Annotated in this window: 15 protein-coding genes; 10 read left to right on the top strand and 5 right to left on the bottom strand. The window is 66.6% G+C overall.

Annotation, left to right across the window (positions count from 1 at the left end; genetic code table 11):
• The first annotated feature begins 200 nt into the window (after nt 1–200).
• The 10 genes from fmt (at nt 201) to glcF (ending at nt 13,665) form a co-directional block, all read left to right on the top strand.
• The gene (gene fmt, locus O9K64_RS13605; RefSeq protein WP_275098626.1) at nt 201–1,139 is read left to right on the top strand and encodes a methionyl-tRNA formyltransferase; all 939 of its coding nucleotides are present in this window, start codon (nt 201–203) and stop codon (nt 1,137–1,139) included.
• 36 nt (nt 1,140–1,175) lie between these two features.
• Nucleotides 1,176–2,480, top strand: a complete 1,305-nt coding sequence (rsmB, locus tag O9K64_RS13600; RefSeq protein WP_275098625.1) for a 16S rRNA (cytosine(967)-C(5))-methyltransferase RsmB — start codon at nt 1,176–1,178, stop codon at nt 2,478–2,480.
• A 36-nt stretch (nt 2,481–2,516) separates the two neighbouring features.
• Nucleotides 2,517–3,071, top strand: coding sequence for a DUF4390 domain-containing protein (locus O9K64_RS13595; RefSeq protein ID WP_275098624.1), 555 nt, complete (start codon nt 2,517–2,519; stop codon nt 3,069–3,071).
• A complete protein-coding gene (locus tag O9K64_RS13590; protein ID WP_275098623.1) occupies nt 3,053–5,284 on the top strand; it encodes a sensor histidine kinase in 2,232 nt (743 codons plus the stop codon). Before O9K64_RS13595 ends, O9K64_RS13590 begins: the two co-directional genes overlap by 19 nt.
• Nucleotides 5,281–6,654 carry a sigma-54-dependent transcriptional regulator gene (locus O9K64_RS13585; RefSeq protein ID WP_275098622.1) on the top strand — a complete coding sequence of 458 codons (1,374 nt, stop codon included), beginning with the start codon at nt 5,281–5,283 and terminating at the stop codon, nt 6,652–6,654. Before O9K64_RS13590 ends, O9K64_RS13585 begins: the two co-directional genes overlap by 4 nt.
• Nucleotides 6,655–6,900: 246 nt before the next feature.
• Entirely contained in the window at nt 6,901–8,274 is a 1,374-nt protein-coding gene (trkA, locus tag O9K64_RS13580) for a Trk system potassium transporter TrkA (protein WP_275098621.1), read from the top strand.
• Nucleotides 8,275–8,341: 67 nt separating this feature from the next.
• Nucleotides 8,342–9,793, top strand: coding sequence for a TrkH family potassium uptake protein (locus tag O9K64_RS13575; protein WP_275098620.1), 1,452 nt, complete (start codon nt 8,342–8,344; stop codon nt 9,791–9,793).
• 8 nt (nt 9,794–9,801) lie between these two features.
• The gene (locus O9K64_RS13570; RefSeq protein ID WP_275098619.1) at nt 9,802–11,328 is read left to right on the top strand and encodes an FAD-linked oxidase C-terminal domain-containing protein; all 1,527 of its coding nucleotides are present in this window, start codon (nt 9,802–9,804) and stop codon (nt 11,326–11,328) included.
• Between the two features lies 1 nt (nt 11,329).
• Nucleotides 11,330–12,448: a glycolate oxidase subunit GlcE gene (gene glcE / locus O9K64_RS13565; RefSeq protein WP_275098618.1), complete on the top strand. Its 1,119-nt coding sequence runs from the start codon at nt 11,330–11,332 to the stop codon at nt 12,446–12,448.
• Nucleotides 12,448–13,665 (top strand): glycolate oxidase subunit GlcF, encoded by a 1,218-nt coding sequence (gene glcF / locus O9K64_RS13560; protein WP_275098617.1) that lies wholly within the window; start codon nt 12,448–12,450, stop codon nt 13,663–13,665. Before glcE ends, glcF begins: the two co-directional genes overlap by 1 nt.
• Nucleotides 13,666–13,969: 304 nt before the next feature.
• Here the strand turns inward: glcF and O9K64_RS13555 are convergent, their stop codons facing one another.
• The 5 genes from O9K64_RS13555 to O9K64_RS13535 form a co-directional block, all read right to left on the bottom strand.
• Nucleotides 13,970–14,368: a response regulator gene (locus O9K64_RS13555; protein WP_275098616.1), complete on the bottom strand. Its 399-nt coding sequence runs from the start codon at nt 14,366–14,368 to the stop codon at nt 13,970–13,972.
• Nucleotides 14,369–14,373: 5 nt separating this feature from the next.
• The gene (locus tag O9K64_RS13550) at nt 14,374–14,904 is read right to left on the bottom strand and encodes a sigma-70 family RNA polymerase sigma factor (protein ID WP_275098615.1); all 531 of its coding nucleotides are present in this window, start codon (nt 14,902–14,904) and stop codon (nt 14,374–14,376) included.
• 298 nt (nt 14,905–15,202) lie between these two features.
• A complete protein-coding gene (locus O9K64_RS13545; protein ID WP_275098614.1) occupies nt 15,203–16,570 on the bottom strand; it encodes a sigma-54-dependent transcriptional regulator in 1,368 nt (455 codons plus the stop codon).
• A 42-nt stretch (nt 16,571–16,612) separates the two neighbouring features.
• On the bottom strand, nt 16,613–17,002 hold the full coding sequence (locus O9K64_RS13540) for a DUF423 domain-containing protein (RefSeq protein WP_275098654.1): 390 nt from the start codon (nt 17,000–17,002) through the stop codon (nt 16,613–16,615).
• A gap of 5 nt (nt 17,003–17,007) precedes the next feature.
• Nucleotides 17,008–17,562, bottom strand: a complete 555-nt coding sequence (locus O9K64_RS13535; RefSeq protein WP_275098613.1) for a hypothetical protein — start codon at nt 17,560–17,562, stop codon at nt 17,008–17,010.
• Nucleotides 17,563–17,711: the final 149 nt, after the last annotated feature.

Genomic DNA, 17,711 nt, shown 5'->3' with positions numbered 1-17,711 from the left:
TCGTGACGGCCTGAGCGGCCACGAGAACAATAATCCTAGATTCCTCGGTTGACCGCTTCGAGCGGCATGTAAGCCATTAATATGCGAAAAGTTACTCTGCAATCGTCGATACACCCATCGGGTGAAGGCCGCTACGACCGCCAGTGCACGCACCGCGCGGCACGCACCCTGGCGGCCGTCCAACTGAGGATTCTAGGATAATGAGTGACAAGCTGAAGATCATTTTTGCCGGAACCCCTGAGTTCTCGGTCCCCCCGCTGCGTGAACTGATCCGCTCCCCCCACCAGGTGGTGGCGGTCTATACCCAGCCCGACCGGCCGGCCGGGCGCGGCCGCAAACTGACCGCCAGTCCGGTCAAGCGGCTGGCGCTGGAGCATGCAATTCCCGTCCACCAGCCCAGGAACTTTCGCCAGGAGGAGGATCTGGCGGCGCTGGAGGAGCTACAGGCCGACCTGATGGTGGTGGTGGCCTACGGGCTGATCCTGCCGCAGCGGGTGCTGGATGCGCCGCGGCTGGGCTGTATCAATATCCACGCCTCGCTGCTGCCGCGCTGGCGCGGCGCGGCGCCGATCCAGCGCGCGGTGCTGGCCGGCGATGCTCGCACCGGCATCACCATCATGGAGATGGAGGCGGGGCTGGATACCGGCCCGATGTTGCTCCAGCGGGAACTGGCGATCGGTGCGGACGAGACCGGCGGCGCCCTGCACGACCGGCTCTCCGAGCTGGGGGCCGAGGCGCTGATGGCGGCGTTGCCGGGCGTCGCCGATGGCACCCTGCAGGCGGAGCGCCAGGACGAGGCGCTGGCCAACTACGCCAGCAAGCTGGAGAAGGCGGAGTCCACCCTGGAGTGGAACCGGGATGCGCGGGCGCTGGACCGGCAGGTGCGCGCCTTCAACCCCTGGCCGGTGGCGCAGACCCGGCTGGCGGGCGAGGTGCTGCGCATCTGGGAGAGTACGCCGCTGCCCGGCCCGATGGCGGCCGCGCCGGGGACCGTGGTGGCCTGTGGCCGCGACGGCATCGATGTGGCTACCGGGGAGGGGCTGTTGCGCATCCGTTCGCTGCAGTTGCCGGGAAAGCGGGCCATGAGTGCCGCCGACTTTCTCAACGCCCACGACCCGCAAGGGGTGGTACTTGGTTAATCCGCCGCCCATTCAGCCCCCAGTTCAGCCATGGTCATGAAGGCCGCCGTCCAGGGAAATCCACGGGTAGTGGCGGCGCAGCTGTTGCGCCAGCTGGCCGCCGGCCGCTCGATCTCCGATCTGCTCGAACAGGGGCTGGATGCGGTCGCGCCGCGCGACCGCGGGCTGGTGCAGGAGTTCTGCTTCGGGGTGGCGCGCTGGCGCCCGCGGCTGGAGCGGATCGCCGGGCAACTGCTGAGCAAACCGATCAAGCCCAGGGAGGGGGAGGTGCAGGCGCTGATCCTGCTCGGCCTCTACCAGCTGATCTATATGCGGGTGGCGCCCCACGCCGCGGTGGCGGAGACGGTGGAGGCGGCCCGGCTACTGAGCAAAACCTGGGCGGTGGGGCTGATCAACGCCCTGCTGCGCCGCTTCCAGCGTGAGCGCGAGGCGCTGCTGGCGGCGGCGGATGCCGACCCCCTCAGCCGCTACGCCGTGCCCGGCTGGCTGTACCAGCGTATCCGCCGCGATTGGCCCAACCACTGGGAGGCGATCCTGCAGGCGACCAACGAACATCCGCCCATGAGCCTGCGGGTCAATCTGGCGGCCAACAGCCGGGAACAGTACCTGGCGCTGCTGGCGGCGTCGAACATCGAGGCGACCCCCATTCCCCAGGTGCCCTGCGGCCTGATCCTGGGGAAACCGATGGATGCGACGGAGCTGCCCGGGTTTGCCGAGGGCCGGGTCTCGGTGCAGGACGGCGGGGCGCAACTGGCGGCGCCACTGCTGGATCTGCGGCCCGGCCAGCTGGTGCTGGACGCCTGCGCCGCGCCGGGCGGCAAGTCGGGGCATATCCTGGAAACGGCGCCGGTCCGGCTCACCGCCATGGACCTGGAGCCGCGCCGCCTGGAGCGGGTGCGCCACAACCTGGCGCGGCTGGGGGTAACGGCCGATATCGTGCCGGGGGATGCGGCCGATCCGCGGGGTGACTGGGCCGCCCGGCAGTATGACCGCATCCTGCTGGACGTACCCTGTTCGGCCACCGGGGTGATGCGTCGCCATCCCGATATCAAGCTGTTGCGCCGCGACCGGGACATCGCCGCCCTGGTGCGGACCCAGGGGCATATCCTGCACGCCGTCTGGCCGCTGCTGAAGCCGGGTGGCCGGCTGCTGTATGCCACCTGTTCGCTGTTGGCGGATGAAAATGAGGGTCAGGTGGGCCGCTTTCTTGCCCAGACCGCGGACGCCCGCGAACGGCCGATCGAAGCGGAATGGGGGCACCCCCGTGCGGCGGGCCGGCAGACGCTGCCTGGTGAAGCGACCATGGATGGGTTCTACTATGCCTGTCTGGAGAAAATCTAGTAGCGTATGTATTACTCTCGATCACAAGCCGGACCCGTGCAGACCGCCATCAGGCTGCTCCTGCTGTGTGCCGCCCTGACCCTCAGTCTGCCGGCGCTGGCCGAGGCGTTCGAGGTGGAGGGGCTGACGGCGCGTGAGGTGGAAGGGGCCTATCTGATGGAGGCCAGCATCCGTTACCGGTTCAGCGACGAGGCGCTGGAGGCGCTGGAGAGCGGGGTGCCGCTGACCCTGGAGGTGCATATCCAGCTGCGCCGCGAGGGCGCCTGGATCTGGGAGGCGGATCTGGTGGACGCCCGGCTACGCTACCGGATCCTGTACCAGGCGTTGCACGGCCTCTATCAGGTGACCGATCTCGCCAGCGGCACCCAGCAGTACTTCGCCACCCGCGAGGCGGCCTTCACCGCCCTGGGCCGGGTCCGGGATGTGCAGCTGATACGGGTGGAGAAACTGCAGCGGGGCGAGACCTACCGGCTGTCCCTCAGGTCCAGCCTGGACATCGAGGCGCTGCCCCTGCCGCTGCGTCCCCTGGCCTACCTGAGCCCGGCATGGAATCTGTCCAGTGAGTGGAGCCTATGGCGCCTGCAGCCCTGAAACGACTGACCAGTGGGGCGCTGCCGGTGGTCTTGCTGCTGGCGGTGGTGCTGGTCTCGCTGCACCTGATGAGCGGCGCCCTGCAGAACACCGAGGAGCTGAGCCGGCTGTTCATCCCGCTGCTGGTGACCAGCGTGCTCGGCCTGTTCGCCATGGTGATCGTGGTCAGCTTCAATATCGTCCGGCTGATCACCCGCTATCGCCGCCAGGCGGCCGGCTCGCGGCTGGCGCTGCGCCTGGTGGTGGTGTTCGTGGCGCTGTCGCTGGCTCCGGTGACGGTGGTCTATTACTACTCCCAGCAGTTTCTGCTTAAGGGTATCGACAGCTGGTTTGATGTGCATATCGACCAGTCCATGGAGGATGCCCTCAGCCTGGGCCGGGCCTCCCTGGATCTGCACAAACTGGAGCGCCTGAAGGTGGCCCAACTGCTGCTGGAAGAGCTGTCCGGCTCCTCGGTGGCCGGTCTCAGCCTCAGCCTGGAGGATCTGCGCGAGCAGTTCGGCGCCAGCGAGCTGGTGTTGATGGATGCCAACGGCAGGTCGATCGCCAGCGTCAACGCCGATCCCAGTATCCTGCTCACCAGCCGGTTGGATGGGGCGATGCTGCAGCAGATCCGCTCCGGCGAGGACTATGTCGGGGTGGAGCCGAACCCGAACGTGGAGGGGCAACTGGAGGTGCGTGCCGTGGTGGCGGACCAGATCCGCAGCCGCCTGCTGCTGGCGCGTTTTCCCATCTCCCGTTCCATCGCCGATCTTACCGTCAAGGTGGAGGGGAGCTACAGCCGCTACAAAGAGCTGGCGTTCCTGCGCAAGAGCCTGAAGAGCACCTTCACCCTGTCGCTGGTGATGGTGCTGCTGTTCAGCCTGCTGGCGGCGATCTGGGCCGCCTTCTTCACCGCCCGGCGGCTGGTCAGACCGGTGGCCGGTATTGCCGAGGGTACCCGCGAGGTGGCGGAGGGCAACTACGGCCTGCAGCTGCCGTTGCCGAAGGCGCGCGACGAGCTCGGTTTCCTGGTGGACTCGTTCAACTCGATGTCGCGGCGCATCGCCCACTCCCGCGACGAGACGGCGCGCACCCAGCGCCAGGTGGAGGCGCAGCGCACCTACCTGGAGACGGTGCTGGGTCGCCTCTCCTCGGGGGTGATGTCGCTCGATGCGGCCGGTCATCTGCGCACCGCCAACCAGGCGGCGGGGGAGATCCTGAAAGTGGATCTGTCGCGGATGCTGGGCGAGGATGCCGACGCTCTGGCCGAGGTGTCGCCGCGCCTGCGCCAGTTCATCGAGGCGGTGCGCGGGCCGGTGGAGCAGGAGCAGCGCGACTGGCGCGGCCAGATCACCCTGATCGGCGGTGAAGGGCGCCAGGTGCTGCTGTGCCGGGGCACCCCACTGGCCCAGCCGGACGACGAGTCGATGGGCTATGGCCTGGTGTTCGACGACATCACCAACCTGCTCAAGGCGCAGCGCGATGCCGCCTGGGGCGAGGTGGCACGGCGTCTGGCCCACGAGATCAAGAACCCGCTGACGCCAATTCAGCTCTCGGCGGAGCGGTTGCGGCACAAATACCTGAACAAGATGCACGGCAAGGATGCCGATGTGCTGGACCGGGCCACCCACACCATCGTCTCCCAGGTCGAGGCGATGAAGGAGATGGTCAACGCCTTCTCCGACTATGCCCGGCCCTCGCGCATCGATCCGCAGCCGGTACACCTGGACGGCCTGGTCCAGGAGGTGCTGGACCTGTACCGCAGCGCCGGCCTGAGCTCCGGCCTGGTTATCCACCTGGGGGCGGGCGAGACCCGGGTCGAGGCGGACCCGGTGCGGCTGCGCCAGGTGGTGCACAACCTGGTCAAAAATGCCCAGGAGGCGGTCAGCGGGGAAAAAAATCCGCGGATCGAGGTCAGCACAGCGTTGAAAATGGTCAATGATTGTGGCTTTGTCCAGCTGGAAGTGGTGGACAACGGCCCCGGTTTCGATGCCGAGATCCTGGCCCACCTGTTTGAACCCTATGTCACCACCAAGGTCAGGGGGACCGGGCTGGGCCTGGCGGTGGTTAAGAAGATCGCCGAGGAGCATGCTGGTACCATCTGGGCCGAAAACCGCCCGCAGGGGGGCGCCAGCGTGATCCTGAGGCTGCCCACCATCGGCGCGGAGCCGCACCATGCAGACCGTATCGAGCGGTCTGCCGGACCCAATGCGAGGAGTAGAACCCCATGAGCACCGCACCCCATATCCTGGTGGTGGATGACGAACCGGATATCCGCAGCCTGGTCAAGGAGATCCTCGAGGACGAGGCCTACGACGTGGTGATGGCCGAGGACGGCGCCAGCGCGCGCAAGGCACTGCGCGACCGGCGCCCCGACCTGGTGCTGCTGGATATCTGGATGCCGGACGTGGACGGCATCTCGCTGCTCAAGGAGTGGTCGGACGGGGACGACGGCCTGCCCTGTCCGGTGATCATGATGTCCGGTCACGGCACGGTGGAGACGGCGGTGGAGGCGACCCGCCTGGGCGCCTACGATTTCCTGGAAAAACCGCTCTCGCTGGCCAAACTGCTGCTCACCGTGGAGCGGGCACTGGAGGTGGACAAGCTGCAGCAGGAGAACATCGGGCTGCGCCGCCACACCCAGCATGTGGTGGAACCCACCGGACGCAGCGCGGTGATCCAGCGGCTGCGGGAACAGGTGAAGCGGATCGCCCAGCACGACACCTGGGTGCTGATCAGCGGCGAGCCCGGCTCCGGCCGCGAGACCTTCGCCCGTTATCTGCACTCGCAGAGCGTGCGCCGCGATCGGCCGTTCATCGATGTCGGCGTCTCCTCCATCGCCCGCGGCAACTCCGCGCGCGAACTGTTCGGCAGCGAACAGGGCGGGCAGATCCATTACGGGGCGCTGGAGCAGGCGCGCGGCGGTACCCTGTTCCTGGACGAGGTGGCGGACATGGATATCGAGGCCCAGACCCAGCTGCTGGGGGCGCTGGACGGCGGCGCCTTTCTCCGCGTCGGCGGTTCCGAACCGGTGCAGATCGACGTGCGCATCGTCGCCGCCACGCAGAAGAACCTGCAGGACGAGGTGCAGGCCGGCCGCTTCCGCGAGGACCTGTTCTACCACCTCAACGTGGTGCCGCTGCACATCCCGCCGCTGCGCGAGCACCGCGAGGATGTGCCGGAGCTGCTCGCCTACTACGTGGACAGCTACGTGGCCCACGAGAAGTTGCCGTACCGCCGCTTCGACGTGCGCGCGCAGAACTTCCTGCGCAATCACAGCTGGCACGGCAATATCCGTGAACTGAAGAACCTGGTACAGCGCCTGCTGATACTCGGTGCCGGTGACGAGATCACCCAGGATGAGGTGGAGGCGGCGTTGGGCAGTGTCGGCCTGGCGCTGGAGAGCGGGGCCCGCTTCCCGGTCTCATTCGACCAGCCGCTGCGCCAGGCGCGGGAGGCGTTTGAGAAGGCCTACCTGGAGTATCAGCTGGAGAAACACGCCGGCAATGTGAGCCAGATCGCCCAGGCGTCGGGCATGGAACGCACCCACCTCTACCGGAAGCTGAAGTCACTGGGCATTGATGTGAAGGAGAAACGGTAATAAGGCCATTGCAGGGAAAAATTGTGCCTGACGTGTGGATGCAGACGGGATGCGATGCAAGGCGCGACGAGCGTGGTGTGGCTGGCCCACACCAGCGAGGAGTAACGCCGCAGCGCGCCCGTATGCGCCGCACAAGGGTATAATTTTTTCAGGAAATGGCCTAAGCTCGCCGCTTTGTACCGGACAGTGTGCAGACTGGCCGCGGCGGCGAATCGACTCAACCCGGACAGAATCAGAACAGAAACAATGAAAATAATCATCCTAGGCGCCGGGCAGGTGGGGACTTCGGTGGCCAACAACCTGGCCTCCGAGGCCAACGACATCACGGTGGTCGACCAGAACCCCGAGCTGCTCCGGGAGCTGCAGGACCGGCTCGACCTGGGGACCGTGCAGGGGCACGCGGCGCACCCGGAGGTGCTGATGCGCGCCGGCGCTGAGGATGCCGACCTGATCCTCGCCGTGACCAACAGCGACGAGACCAACATGGTCGCCTGCCAGGTGGCCTACAGCCTGTTCCGCACCCCCACCAAGATCGCCCGGGTACGCGCCCTCGGTTATACCAAATACCCCCAGCTGTTCTCTCCCGAGGCGATGCCGATCGACGTGCTGATCAGCCCCGAGCAGCTGGTCACCGACTACATCATGCGGCTGATCGAGAACCCCGGCGCCCTGCAGGTACTGGACTTCGCCGGCGGCCGGGTGCGCCTGGTGGCGGTGCGCGCCTATTACGGCGGCCCGCTGGTGGGCCACGAGCTGCGCACCCTGTATGACCACATGCCCAATATCGAGGCGCGGGTGGCCGCCATCTACCGCCAGGGGCGGGCGATCCAGCCGGAGGGGGACACCGTCATCGAGGCCGATGACGAGGTCTTCTTCGTCGCCGCCAAGGAGAACATCCGCGCGGTGATGAGCGAGCTGCGGCGCCTGGACAAGCCGTTCAAGCGCCTGATATTCGCCGGCGGCGGCAATATCGGCATGCGCCTGGCCCACGCCCTGGAGCGCGACTACCAGGTCAAGCTGATCGAACGCGACCGGCGGCGCGCCCAGAAGGTGGCCGAGGAGCTGCCCAAGACCATCGTGCTGCATGGCGACGTGGCCGACGAGGATCTGCTCCTGGAGGAGAATATCGAGGGCACCGACGTGTTCTGCGCCGTCACCAACGACGACGAGGCCAACATCCTCTCCGCCATGCTGGCCAAACGGCTGGGGGCGCGCAAGGTGATGGCGCTGATCAACCGCGCCGCCTACGTGGACATGGTGCAGAGCGGACCGATCGATATCGCCATCTCGCCCCAGCAGGCCACCATCGGCAGCCTGCTGACCCATGTGCGGCGCGGCGATGTGGTGATGGTGCACTCGTTGCGGCGCGGCGCGGCCGAGGCGATCGAGGCGGTAGCTCACGGCGATCCCAGCTCCTCCAAGGTGGTGGGCCGGGCGATCGAGGAGATCAAGCTGCCGCGCGGCACCAACATCGGCGCCGTGGTGCGCGGCGAGGAGGTGCTGATCGCCCACCACGACACGGTGATCGAGTCCGAGGATCACGTCATCCTGTTCCTGGTGGACAAACGCCAGATCCCTGAGGTCGAGCGGCTGTTCCAGGTGGGTATCACATTCCTATGAAGGGGCGGGCTCGGGACGATTCGCAGGCCACCGGCGGCGGCGCCGGCCGGCGGGGTGACTGAACGCCATGCAGTTCAGCGCCATTCAACGCATTCTCGGGATCCTGCTGATGGTGTTCAGCGCCACCATGCTGCCGCCGCTGCTGGTGTCGCTCTGGTACGGCGACGGCGCCTACACCTCGTTTCTTATCGCCTTCATCATCATTCTCATGGTCGGCGCCGTCTCCTGGGTCACGGTACCGGACCAGAAGCGCGAGTTGCGGCTGCGCGACGGGTTCATGGTGGTGGTGCTGTTCTGGAGCGTGCTCGGCATCGCCGGTTCGCTCCCCTTCACCCTCACGGTCGATCCCCAGATGTCCCTCACCGACGCTGTATTCGAATCGATCTCCGGTCTCACCACCACCGGATCCACGGTGATCATCGGCCTCGACGAGCTGCCACCGTCGATCCTCTATTACCGGCAGCAGCTGCAGTGGCTGGGCGGCATGGGCATCGTCGTGCTGGCGGTGGCGGTACTGCCGATGCTCGGCATCGGCGGTATGCAGCTGTATCGCGCAGAGACCCCGGGGCCGATGAAGGATACCAAGCTGACGCCGCGCATCACCGAGACCGCCAAGGCGCTCTGGTACATCTACCTCGGGCTGACCCTCGCCTGCACCCTGGCCTACTGGGCCGCGGGCATGAGCCTGTTCGATGCCATCGGTCACGCCTTCTCCACCATCGCCATCGGCGGCTTCTCCACCCACGACGCCAGCATAGGCTATTTCGACAGCACCCTGATCGAGATGGTGGCGGTGCTGTTCATGCTGCTTTCCGGGGCCAACTTTGCCCTCCACTTCATCGCCGTCAGCCGGCGCAATCCGCGTATCTACCTGCTGGACAGCGAGTTCCGCTTCTATTTGCAGGTACTGCTGTTCGTGGCCCTGGTGGTGGTGGTGGCCCTGTACAGCACCGGCACCTATCCGGACTGGGGCGAGGCCTTCACTAAGGGGCTGTTTCAGGCGGTCTCCATCGGCACCACCGCCGGCTTCACCACCGCCGACTACTCGCTCTGGCCCGGATTCATCGCCATCGTGCTGCTGTTCACCAGCTTCATCGGCGGCTGCGCCGGCTCCACCGGCGGCGGCATCAAGGTGATCCGCTTCCTGCTGCTGATCAAGCAGGGGCTGCGCGAGATCACCCGGCTGGTCCATCCCAGTGCCCAGATCCCGATCCGGGTCGGCGCCAAGACCATCACCCCGCGGGTGGTGGAGGCGGTGTGGGGCTTCTTCGCCCTCTACGTGGCCAGCTTCACCCTCATGTACCTGGCGCTGGCGCTCACCGGTCTGGACCTGATGACCGCCTTCTCGGCGGTCGCCGCCTCGATCAACAACCTGGGCCCGGGACTGGCCGCGGTGGGGACCAGCTACACCGGACTCAACGATCCGGCCAAATGGATCCTCTGCTTTGCTATGCTGTTAGGGCGACTGGAGATCTTCACCCTGCTGGTGCTGTTGTCACCAGCCTACTGGCGAAAGTAGTGACCCCCATGGACCATACCCCCAGAGTCAACCCAAGCGTCGACCCAAGCGTCGACAAGCCGGGCCTGATCAAGGCGCTGCGGCAGATCCTGCCGGCGCAGCGGATCCTGCATGAGCGGGAGGCGCTGCGCCCCTACGAGTGCGACGGGCTCTCCGCCTACCGTCAAGTGCCCCTGCTGGTGGTGCTGCCCGACGATGCCGAACAGGTGCGGCGGGTGATGCAGTGCTGCCACGAGCGCGGCGTGCCGGTGGTGGCGCGGGGGGCGGCGACCGGGCTCTCCGGCGGCGCCCTGCCGCTGGCCGACGGGGTGCTGCTGAGTCTGGCCCGGCTCAACCGGATCCTGCATATCGACCCGCTCAACCGCACCGCCCGGGTGCAGCCCGGGGTGCGCAACCTGGCCATCTCCCAGGCGGTGGAAGGCCTGGAGCTCTATTATGCCCCCGACCCCTCGTCGCAGATCGCCTGCACCATCGGCGGCAATGTGGCGGAGAATTCCGGCGGGGTGCACTGCCTCAAGTACGGCCTCACGGTGCACAATGTGCTGCAACTGAAGCTGGTGACCGCCGCGGGCGAGCTGGTCACCTTGGGGGCCGAGGCGTTGGACGCCCCGGGCTTCGACCTGCCGGCGCTGCTGATCGGCTCCGAGGGGATGCTCGGTATCGTGGTCGAGGTGCTGGTGAAACTGTTGCCGACGCCCGAGCGCGCCCAGGTGCTGCTGGCCGCCTTCGATGATGTCAGCAAGGCGGCCAACGCGGTGGGGGACGTGATCGCCGCCGGCATCATCCCGGCCGGCCTGGAGATGATGGACGGCCTGGCAATCCGCGCCGCCGAGGACTTCGTGCATGCCGGCTATCCGGTGGATGCCGAGGCGATCCTGCTGTGCGAGCTGGACGGCGCCAACGAGGAGGTCTCGGCCCACCTGGCCCGGGTGCGCCAGCAGCTGCTCGACTCCGGGGCCACCGAGGTGCGCACGGCCGAGAATGAGGAGCAGCGGGCGCTGTTCTGGAAGGGGCGCAAATCGGCCTTCCCGGCGGTGGGACGCATCTCGCCCGATTACTACTGCATGGACGGCACGGTACCGCGCAAGCGTCTGGCCGAGGTGCTGCTGGAGACCAGCCGCTTGTCGGCGCATTACCAGCTGCCGGTGGCCAACGTGTTCCACGCCGGCGACGGCAACCTGCATCCGCTGATCCTGTACGATGCCAACCGTCCGGGCGAACTGAAGCGGGCCGAGGATCTCGGTGCCGAGATCCTGGAACTGTGCGTGCGGGTCGGCGGCACCATCACCGGCGAACACGGTGTGGGGCATGAGAAGATCCACCAGATGTGCGTGCAGTTCAACGCCGCCGAACTGGCCCAGTTCCACGCGGTAAAACGGGCCTTCGACCCCCACGGCCTGCTCAACCCCGGCAAGGCGGTCCCCCAGCCGCGCCACTGTTCCGAGTACAAGGCGCTGGGCAGCGATACCCTGACCCCGCCCAGCGCGCGGGATCAGGACGCTCGGGATCAGGACGCCAGGGATCACGGGGCATAGCATGGAAATCGCAGCCAACGACATCAGTCAGACCCTGTGTCAGAGCGTGGCCGAGGCGGCCGGACTCGGGCGGCCGCTGCAGCTGTGCGGTTCCGGCAGCAAGGAGTTTTTCGGGCGCCGGGCCACCGGTACGCGGCTGGATCTGACCGCCCATCGGGGGGTGATCAATTACGAACCGCGCGAGCTGGTCATCACGGTCCGTGCCGGCACCCGGCTGGCCGAGCTGGAGTCGCTGCTTGCCGCCGAGGGGCAGATGTTGGCGTTCGAGCCGCCCCATTTCGGGCCGTCCGCCACCCTCGGCGGCAGCGCCGCCTGCGGTCTGTCGGGGCCGCGCCGACCCTATGCCGGCGCGCTACGGGACTTTGTCCTCGGGGTGACCCTGATCAACGGTCGCGGCGAACGGCTGCGTTTCGGCGGCGAGGTGATGAAGAATGTGGCCGGCTACGATCTCTCCCGGCTGATGGTGGGGGCCATGGGCAGCCTCGGGCTGCTGCTGGATGTCAGCCTGAAGGTGCTGCCGCTGCCCGAGACGGAGCGCACCCTGGTGCAGGCGTGTACTGAAGAGCAGGCCATCGAACGGATGAACCGGCTGGCCGGGACGCCGCTGCCGCTGACCGGCGCGGTCTATGACGGGCTGCAACTGTATCTGCGGCTGTCCGGTTCCGAGCCGGGTGTGGTGGCCGCACAAACCCGGCTGGGTGGTGAGGTGCTGGCGGATGGGTCGGGCTTCTGGCGGCGGGTGCGCGAGCTGGAGCATCCCTTTTTCGACAGCTCTTCCGCTAATGGTCCCGACAATGGGCGGCCGCTCTGGCGGCTTTCGATCTCCCCCGGTTCGCCCCCCCTGGGTCTACCGGGCAGGCAGTTTATCGACTGGGGCGGCGCCCAGCGCTGGCTGATTATCGAGCAGCCGGGCGAGCAGCCGACCGAACAATTGGCCGAGCGGCTGCGCGCGGTCGCCGTTCAGCATGGCGGCCATGCCCAGCTGTTTCGCGGCGGCGATCGAAACGGAGCGGTCAACCACCCGTTACCCGGACCGCTGATGCAGCTGCATCAACAGTTAAAGCTGGCCTTCGATCCCCAGGGGATCTTCAACCCGGGCCGGCTCTATCCGGAGTTCTGATGCAGACCAACCTGCTGTCAAGCTATCTCGACACGCCCCACGGCCGGGAGGCGGATGCCATCCTCAGGAGCTGTGTGCACTGCGGTTTCTGCACCGCCACCTGTCCCACCTATCAGCTGCTCGGCGATGAGCTGGACAGTCCCCGGGGACGCATCTACCTGATCAAGCAGGTGCTGGAAGGCGAGCCGGTGAGCGAGCGGACCCAGCTCCATCTGGATCGGTGTCTCACCTGTCGCTCCTGCGAGACCACCTGCCCCTCCGGGGTGCGTTATGGACGTCTGCTGGATATCGGCCGCGGCGTGGTGGAGCGGCAGGTCGGGCGGTCCGCGTTCGCCGGCGCCGTGCGCTGGGGTCTGCGCCAAGTGCTGCCCTACCCGCAACGCTTCGCCCTGCTGCTCGGGCTGGGGCAACGGCTGCGGCCGCTGCTGCCGGCGAAACTGCGCCGGAAGCTGCCGGCCCGGGTCGCGCCGTCGCCCCGTCCCCCGACGCGGCACGCCCGAACCCTGCTGGTGCTGGAGGGGTGCGCCCAGTCCGTGGCCACACCCAATACCAACGCGGCGGCGGCCCGGGTGCTGGACCGGCTCGGCATCTCCCTGATCGCCCCCGCCACCCAGGGCTGTTGCGGCGCGGTCAGCCAGCACCTGGCGGCGGAGCGCGAGGCGGCCGGCTTCATGCGGCGCAATATCGACGCCTGGTGGCCGCATATCGAGGCCGGGGTTGAGGCGATCCTGATCAGCGCCAGCGGTTGCGGCACCCAGGTCAAGGAGTACGGCGCGCTGCTGCGCCACGACCCGGTCTACGCCGGGAAGGCGCAACGGGTCTCCGAGCTGGCGCGGGACCTGTGCGAGGTGCTGGAGGCGGAGCCGCTGGAGGAGCTGCCGATCCCCCGGCGCGGCCGGCGGGTCGCCTATCACTCCCCCTGTTCGCTGCAGCACGGCCAGCAGCTGGCCGGGCGGGTGGAGGCGATCCTGACCCGCCTCGGTTTCGAGCTGACCCCGGTGGCCGACAGCCACCTCTGCTGCGGCTCCGCCGGTACCTATTCGATCCTGCAGTCCGAGCTCTCGCGGCAACTGCTGGACAACAAGCTGGCGGCGCTGCAGGCGGGGGATCCGGAGCTGATCGTCTCGGCCAACGTGGGGTGTCAGCTGCACCTGCAGAGCGGTACCATTCGGCCGGTGCGGCACTGGATCGAACTGCTGGACGAGGCGCTCGCCTGAGGCGGTCCCCGGTGGAGGAGGAAGAACCACGGATGGACACGGATACACACGGATTCTGGATAGGGATGCTTTCGAACAGACGGTTGGCCGTACGATGGGGTATGCCTGTGCCCGACTGGAGGGTGACCTCTCTGTGTCCATCGGTGTGAATACGTGGTTCGGACAGGGGCGGTCGTGCTGTTCCCGCGTTTCCAAAGCGGTCGGTCCGCGTGTGCCCTCAGGTGTCGGAGTCAAGCCATCTCCATGCCCGGAAATACCCCACCCCGCAATACACTGCTTGACTCCGACACCTTAACTAAGGGATTTACTGGTGTTGGGCGCTTTCGGCGGTGCCGTGCAGTCGACCCGACCAGACGCCGTCCGACTGAAACAGCCGGTGCAGCCGCTGGGCGCTGACCGGCTTGGGTTCGAAGTGGCACCACGACTGGTCGCACTCCAGGGCATTGGCATAGCCGCTACAGAGGATGACGCGCATGGCTGGATTGAGCGCCCGCAGCCGCTCCACCAGCTCCATCCCGCAACCATCCGGCAGGTTGTAATCCAGCAGCCCCAGGTCCACCCCTCCCGTCTCGGCGGCGGCGATCGCGGCCATGCAGCAGTCGGTGGCGGTGACCCGGTAGCCCAGGTCTTCAAACTCCCAGGTGAGCATCTGCCGCAGTGAGCGGTTGTCTTCCACGATGAGCAGATGTTGTACGGGGTTCATTCTATTCAGGCGACCAGGGCTTGTTTCAGTTTATTGCGTGCCCGGAACAGCCGGGTGCCGACGCCCGCCGAGCTGAGGCCCAGTTTCTCGGCGATCTCCTTCTGAGAATAGCCTCCTATGACCTGATGCACCAGGGGTTCGCGATACTCGGCCGGCAGTTCCTCGATCGCCCGGCGCAGTACGAAGGCCTCGGTGGAAGTGTCGTAGTAGTTGTCGTTCGACTCCAGTGTCTCCAGCGGGATATCCGACTCCTGCAGCTGCTTGCGTTCGAAGCGGCGGGCATTTTCGCGCCGCAGGATAGTGAACAGCCAGCCCTTGGCCGCCTGCGGATTCTGCAGGTGATGGAGCGACTTCCAGGCGCGCAGCAGGGTCTCCTGGACCAGGTCCTCGGCGGTATGTTTGTCACCGGCCAGCCAGTGGGCATAACGCTGCAGGTCCAGGGAGTAGCGACGGGCCAGTTCGTTGAAGTGGCGGTCGTCGCGGCCGGTCTCGGCAGGTGCTGTGTTCCAATTCTGTGCCAGGGCTAGATTACTCATGACTCGATTCCTTGCGTGTGCTGTCGGGTGGTTGTTTGCAAGGAGTAAAGCAGGAGCCGTGCCAGGTTTGTAAGTAATTGAATTTATTATAAATACATACTAAATCCAATATGGATTTTGTAACGAAGTGTTGTAACGAAATGTTATACGTAACGATCTGATGCGGCCCGGTTACCGGGCGTTTTCCGTAGGGGCAACCCCCCGTGGTTGCCCGATTCACCCTGGACGAGACGGGGCTGGACTGGAGCGGGCAGGCACAGGGGCGGCCGAATACAGGAATTTATTTTTGCGCGGAGCCTTACGGAAGGATCAGGTCGTACTTCTTGATCTTGCGGTCCAGGGCGGGACGGGAGATGCCGAGGATCTCGCAGCTGTTGCCCTTGTGTCCCCCGGTATGCTCCAGCACGCGCTGGATATGCTCGGCCTCCACCTGATCCAGGGTCCGCTCCACCGGGGTGTTGGCGGAGGTGACGGGGCCGGTGGCCTGGGGGCCGGGTTGGCGCGACTGCGGGAATAGCAGCAGATCGGGTGTGAGGACATCGGTTCTGGCATGCACCAGCGCCTGGGTCAGCAGGTTCTCCAGCTCCCGTACATTACCCGGCCAGTCGTAGGCCTTGAGCGCCGCCAGGGTGGCGTCGGTGAGTTGGGCGGCCGGTTTGTGGATTTTGCGGGCGATCCGTTCCACCAGCGCCTCGGCCAGCAGCTGGATATCCTCCAGCCGCTCGCGCAACGGTGGCAGGTGGATGGAGATCACCTTCAGCCGGTAGGCCAGATCCTCGCGGAAGCGCCGGGCCGCCACCTCGGCAAACAGGTCCCGGTGGGTGGCGGCGATGATGCGGGCATTGGTGCGCAGCAGCTGACTGCCGCCGACCCGCTCGAAGGTCTGCTCCTGCAGTACCCGCAACAGTTTCGCCTGCAGTGCGGGGGCCAGTTCGCCGATCTCGTCCAGAAACAGGGTGCCGTCCTGGGCCAGCTCGAACTTGCCCTGCTTGCGCTCGCTGGCGCCGGTAAAGGCCCCCTTCTCGTGGCCGAACAGCTCGCTCTCCAGCAGGGTGTCGACGATGGCGGCGCAGTTGATGGCGACAAAGGGACCCGGCACCCCGGAGTGGTTGTGGATCAGCCGGGCCACCACCTCCTTGCCGGTGCCGGACTCGCCGGTGATCAGCACGGTGGCGTTGCTGCCGGCGCTGAGGGCGATCTCCTTGCTCACCTGCAGCATCGCCTCGCCGCGGCCGATCAGCTCCTGGTGGCTCTTCGGTTCCGGGCGCTCGGACTGCAGCGCCTTCACCTCGCGCGCCAGGCGCTGGTTCTCCAGCACCCGCTCCACCACATGCCGCAGCTCGCCGAGCTTGATCGGCTTGTGGATGAAATCGACCGCCCCCAGCTTGATCGCCTCGATGGCCAGTTCCAGGTCGTGCTGGCCGGTCATCATGATCACGCACTGGTTCAGTGACTCCTCGCCGATCTGGCGCAGCAGGTCGATGCCGGTGCCGTCCGGCAGCTGCTGGTCCAGCAACAGGAGATCGTAGGCGGCCGCCCTGATCCGCTCGAGTCCCTCGGCGCAGCGCGCGGTTCCCTCCACCTGGAAGCCCTGCTCCTCGAAATGGAGCTGCAGCATCTGGTTCAGGGAGGCGTCATCCTCAATGATCAGCAGTCGGGTGGTCATGGCGCTTAGCATATCCCAAAGTTGTGGTGCAGGGGTGGGTTTTCAGGGCGCGCGTTCCGCTGGCAGCCGGTAGATGGCGTAAGCCAGGGCGGCCCAGCCGGCCAGCAGGCAGAGCCCGCCAAACGGGGTGACCAGGCCCAGCACCCGGATGCCGCTCAGGGCCATCAGGTAGAGGCTGCCGGAGAACAGCAGGATGCCCAGCAGCATCAGCCAGCCGCTGCGGCGGATCCAACGGGCGTCGGGGCAGTGCAGGGCGAGCAGGCCGATGGCCAGCAGCGCCAGCGTGTGCAGCCCCTGATACTGCACAGCGGTCTGCCAGACGGTCAGCATCCGGCCCGACAGGGTGTCGCCCAGGGCATGGGCGCCGAACGCCCCCAGGGCCACGGTGACAAATCCGCTGACGGCGGCACACAGCAGCAGCGGCCGGGTCATGGCGTTCAATGGGACTGGTTCCGGCCCAGTTCGCCGAGGATATCCAGGGTCAACTGGCGGGTCTGCTCATTCATCCCCTTGCACAGTTTGTCGGCATCGCGCTCGCCGTTGATCAGCGGGCGGATCACAGCGGCCAGCCGCGCCATCGGGCCGCCGGCGCGGCGCATCTGCTCGGCCATCTCGGAGATCAGGGTCAGGGCCTCCACATTGCCGCTGGCGGCGGCCTGGATCATCCCGGCCAGCCCGGGGGCGGCGAGGGCGGGTTCCGGGCGGGCGCTGGGGTCGGGCAGGGTGGCGGGATCCTGCAGGCCGCGCAGGATCGCCTCGGCGATCACCCGGTCCTCTTCGTCCAGTCCGCCGAGTGCGCCGAGCTCCCGGTGACCGTCGATGACTCGTCTGACCGCCCGGGTCAAAGTGTGCCAACCGCTCGCCTCGGCCTGCTGCAACAGCTGCTCCAGTGCGGCCCGGTTGTGGGGCTGCTGGGCCAGCTGCACCACCTGGCAGATAAAGGGGGCGTGCAGGGTAATGATCTGCTGATGTTTGGGGGGTAGATTTTTCATGGTAGACAGCGTGTTAAATGGCTTTGACCCACCATAACCGAGGTGCCGCGGCGGGTCCATCATCAAATGCTTATCCTGCGAATAAACAGGGTTTATGCCCCGCCCAAAACTATTGTTTGGCACTTTTATTAGCAAATCTTTATGTTGTC

This window comes from Sedimenticola hydrogenitrophicus (assembly GCF_029017505.1).
Classification (GTDB): Bacteria; Pseudomonadota; Gammaproteobacteria; order Chromatiales; family Chromatiaceae; genus Sedimenticola; species Sedimenticola hydrogenitrophicus_A.
This window is presented reverse-complemented; position numbering and strand designations above follow the sequence as displayed.

Excerpts from the sequence above, each read along its gene's own strand:
- fmt (WP_275098626.1), top strand. The coding sequence starts at position 201 with ATGAGTGACAAGCTGAAGATCATTTTTGCCGGAACCCCTGAGTTCTCG.
- rsmB (WP_275098625.1), top strand. The coding sequence starts at position 1,176 with ATGAAGGCCGCCGTCCAGGGAAATCCACGGGTAGTGGCGGCGCAGCTG.
- O9K64_RS13590 (WP_275098623.1), top strand. The coding sequence starts at position 3,053 with ATGGCGCCTGCAGCCCTGAAACGACTGACCAGTGGGGCGCTGCCGGTG.
- O9K64_RS13585 (WP_275098622.1), top strand. The coding sequence starts at position 5,281 with ATGAGCACCGCACCCCATATCCTGGTGGTGGATGACGAACCGGATATC.
- trkA (WP_275098621.1), top strand. The coding sequence starts at position 6,901 with ATGAAAATAATCATCCTAGGCGCCGGGCAGGTGGGGACTTCGGTGGCC.
- O9K64_RS13575 (WP_275098620.1), top strand. The coding sequence starts at position 8,342 with ATGCAGTTCAGCGCCATTCAACGCATTCTCGGGATCCTGCTGATGGTG.
- O9K64_RS13570 (WP_275098619.1), top strand. The coding sequence starts at position 9,802 with ATGGACCATACCCCCAGAGTCAACCCAAGCGTCGACCCAAGCGTCGAC.
- glcE (WP_275098618.1), top strand. The coding sequence starts at position 11,330 with ATGGAAATCGCAGCCAACGACATCAGTCAGACCCTGTGTCAGAGCGTG.
- glcF (WP_275098617.1), top strand. The coding sequence starts at position 12,448 with ATGCAGACCAACCTGCTGTCAAGCTATCTCGACACGCCCCACGGCCGG.
- O9K64_RS13555 (WP_275098616.1), bottom strand. The coding sequence starts at position 14,368 with ATGAACCCCGTACAACATCTGCTCATCGTGGAAGACAACCGCTCACTG.
- O9K64_RS13550 (WP_275098615.1), bottom strand. The coding sequence starts at position 14,904 with ATGAGTAATCTAGCCCTGGCACAGAATTGGAACACAGCACCTGCCGAG.
- O9K64_RS13545 (WP_275098614.1), bottom strand. The coding sequence starts at position 16,570 with ATGACCACCCGACTGCTGATCATTGAGGATGACGCCTCCCTGAACCAG.
- O9K64_RS13540 (WP_275098654.1), bottom strand. The coding sequence starts at position 17,002 with ATGACCCGGCCGCTGCTGCTGTGTGCCGCCGTCAGCGGATTTGTCACC.
- O9K64_RS13535 (WP_275098613.1), bottom strand. The coding sequence starts at position 17,562 with ATGAAAAATCTACCCCCCAAACATCAGCAGATCATTACCCTGCACGCC.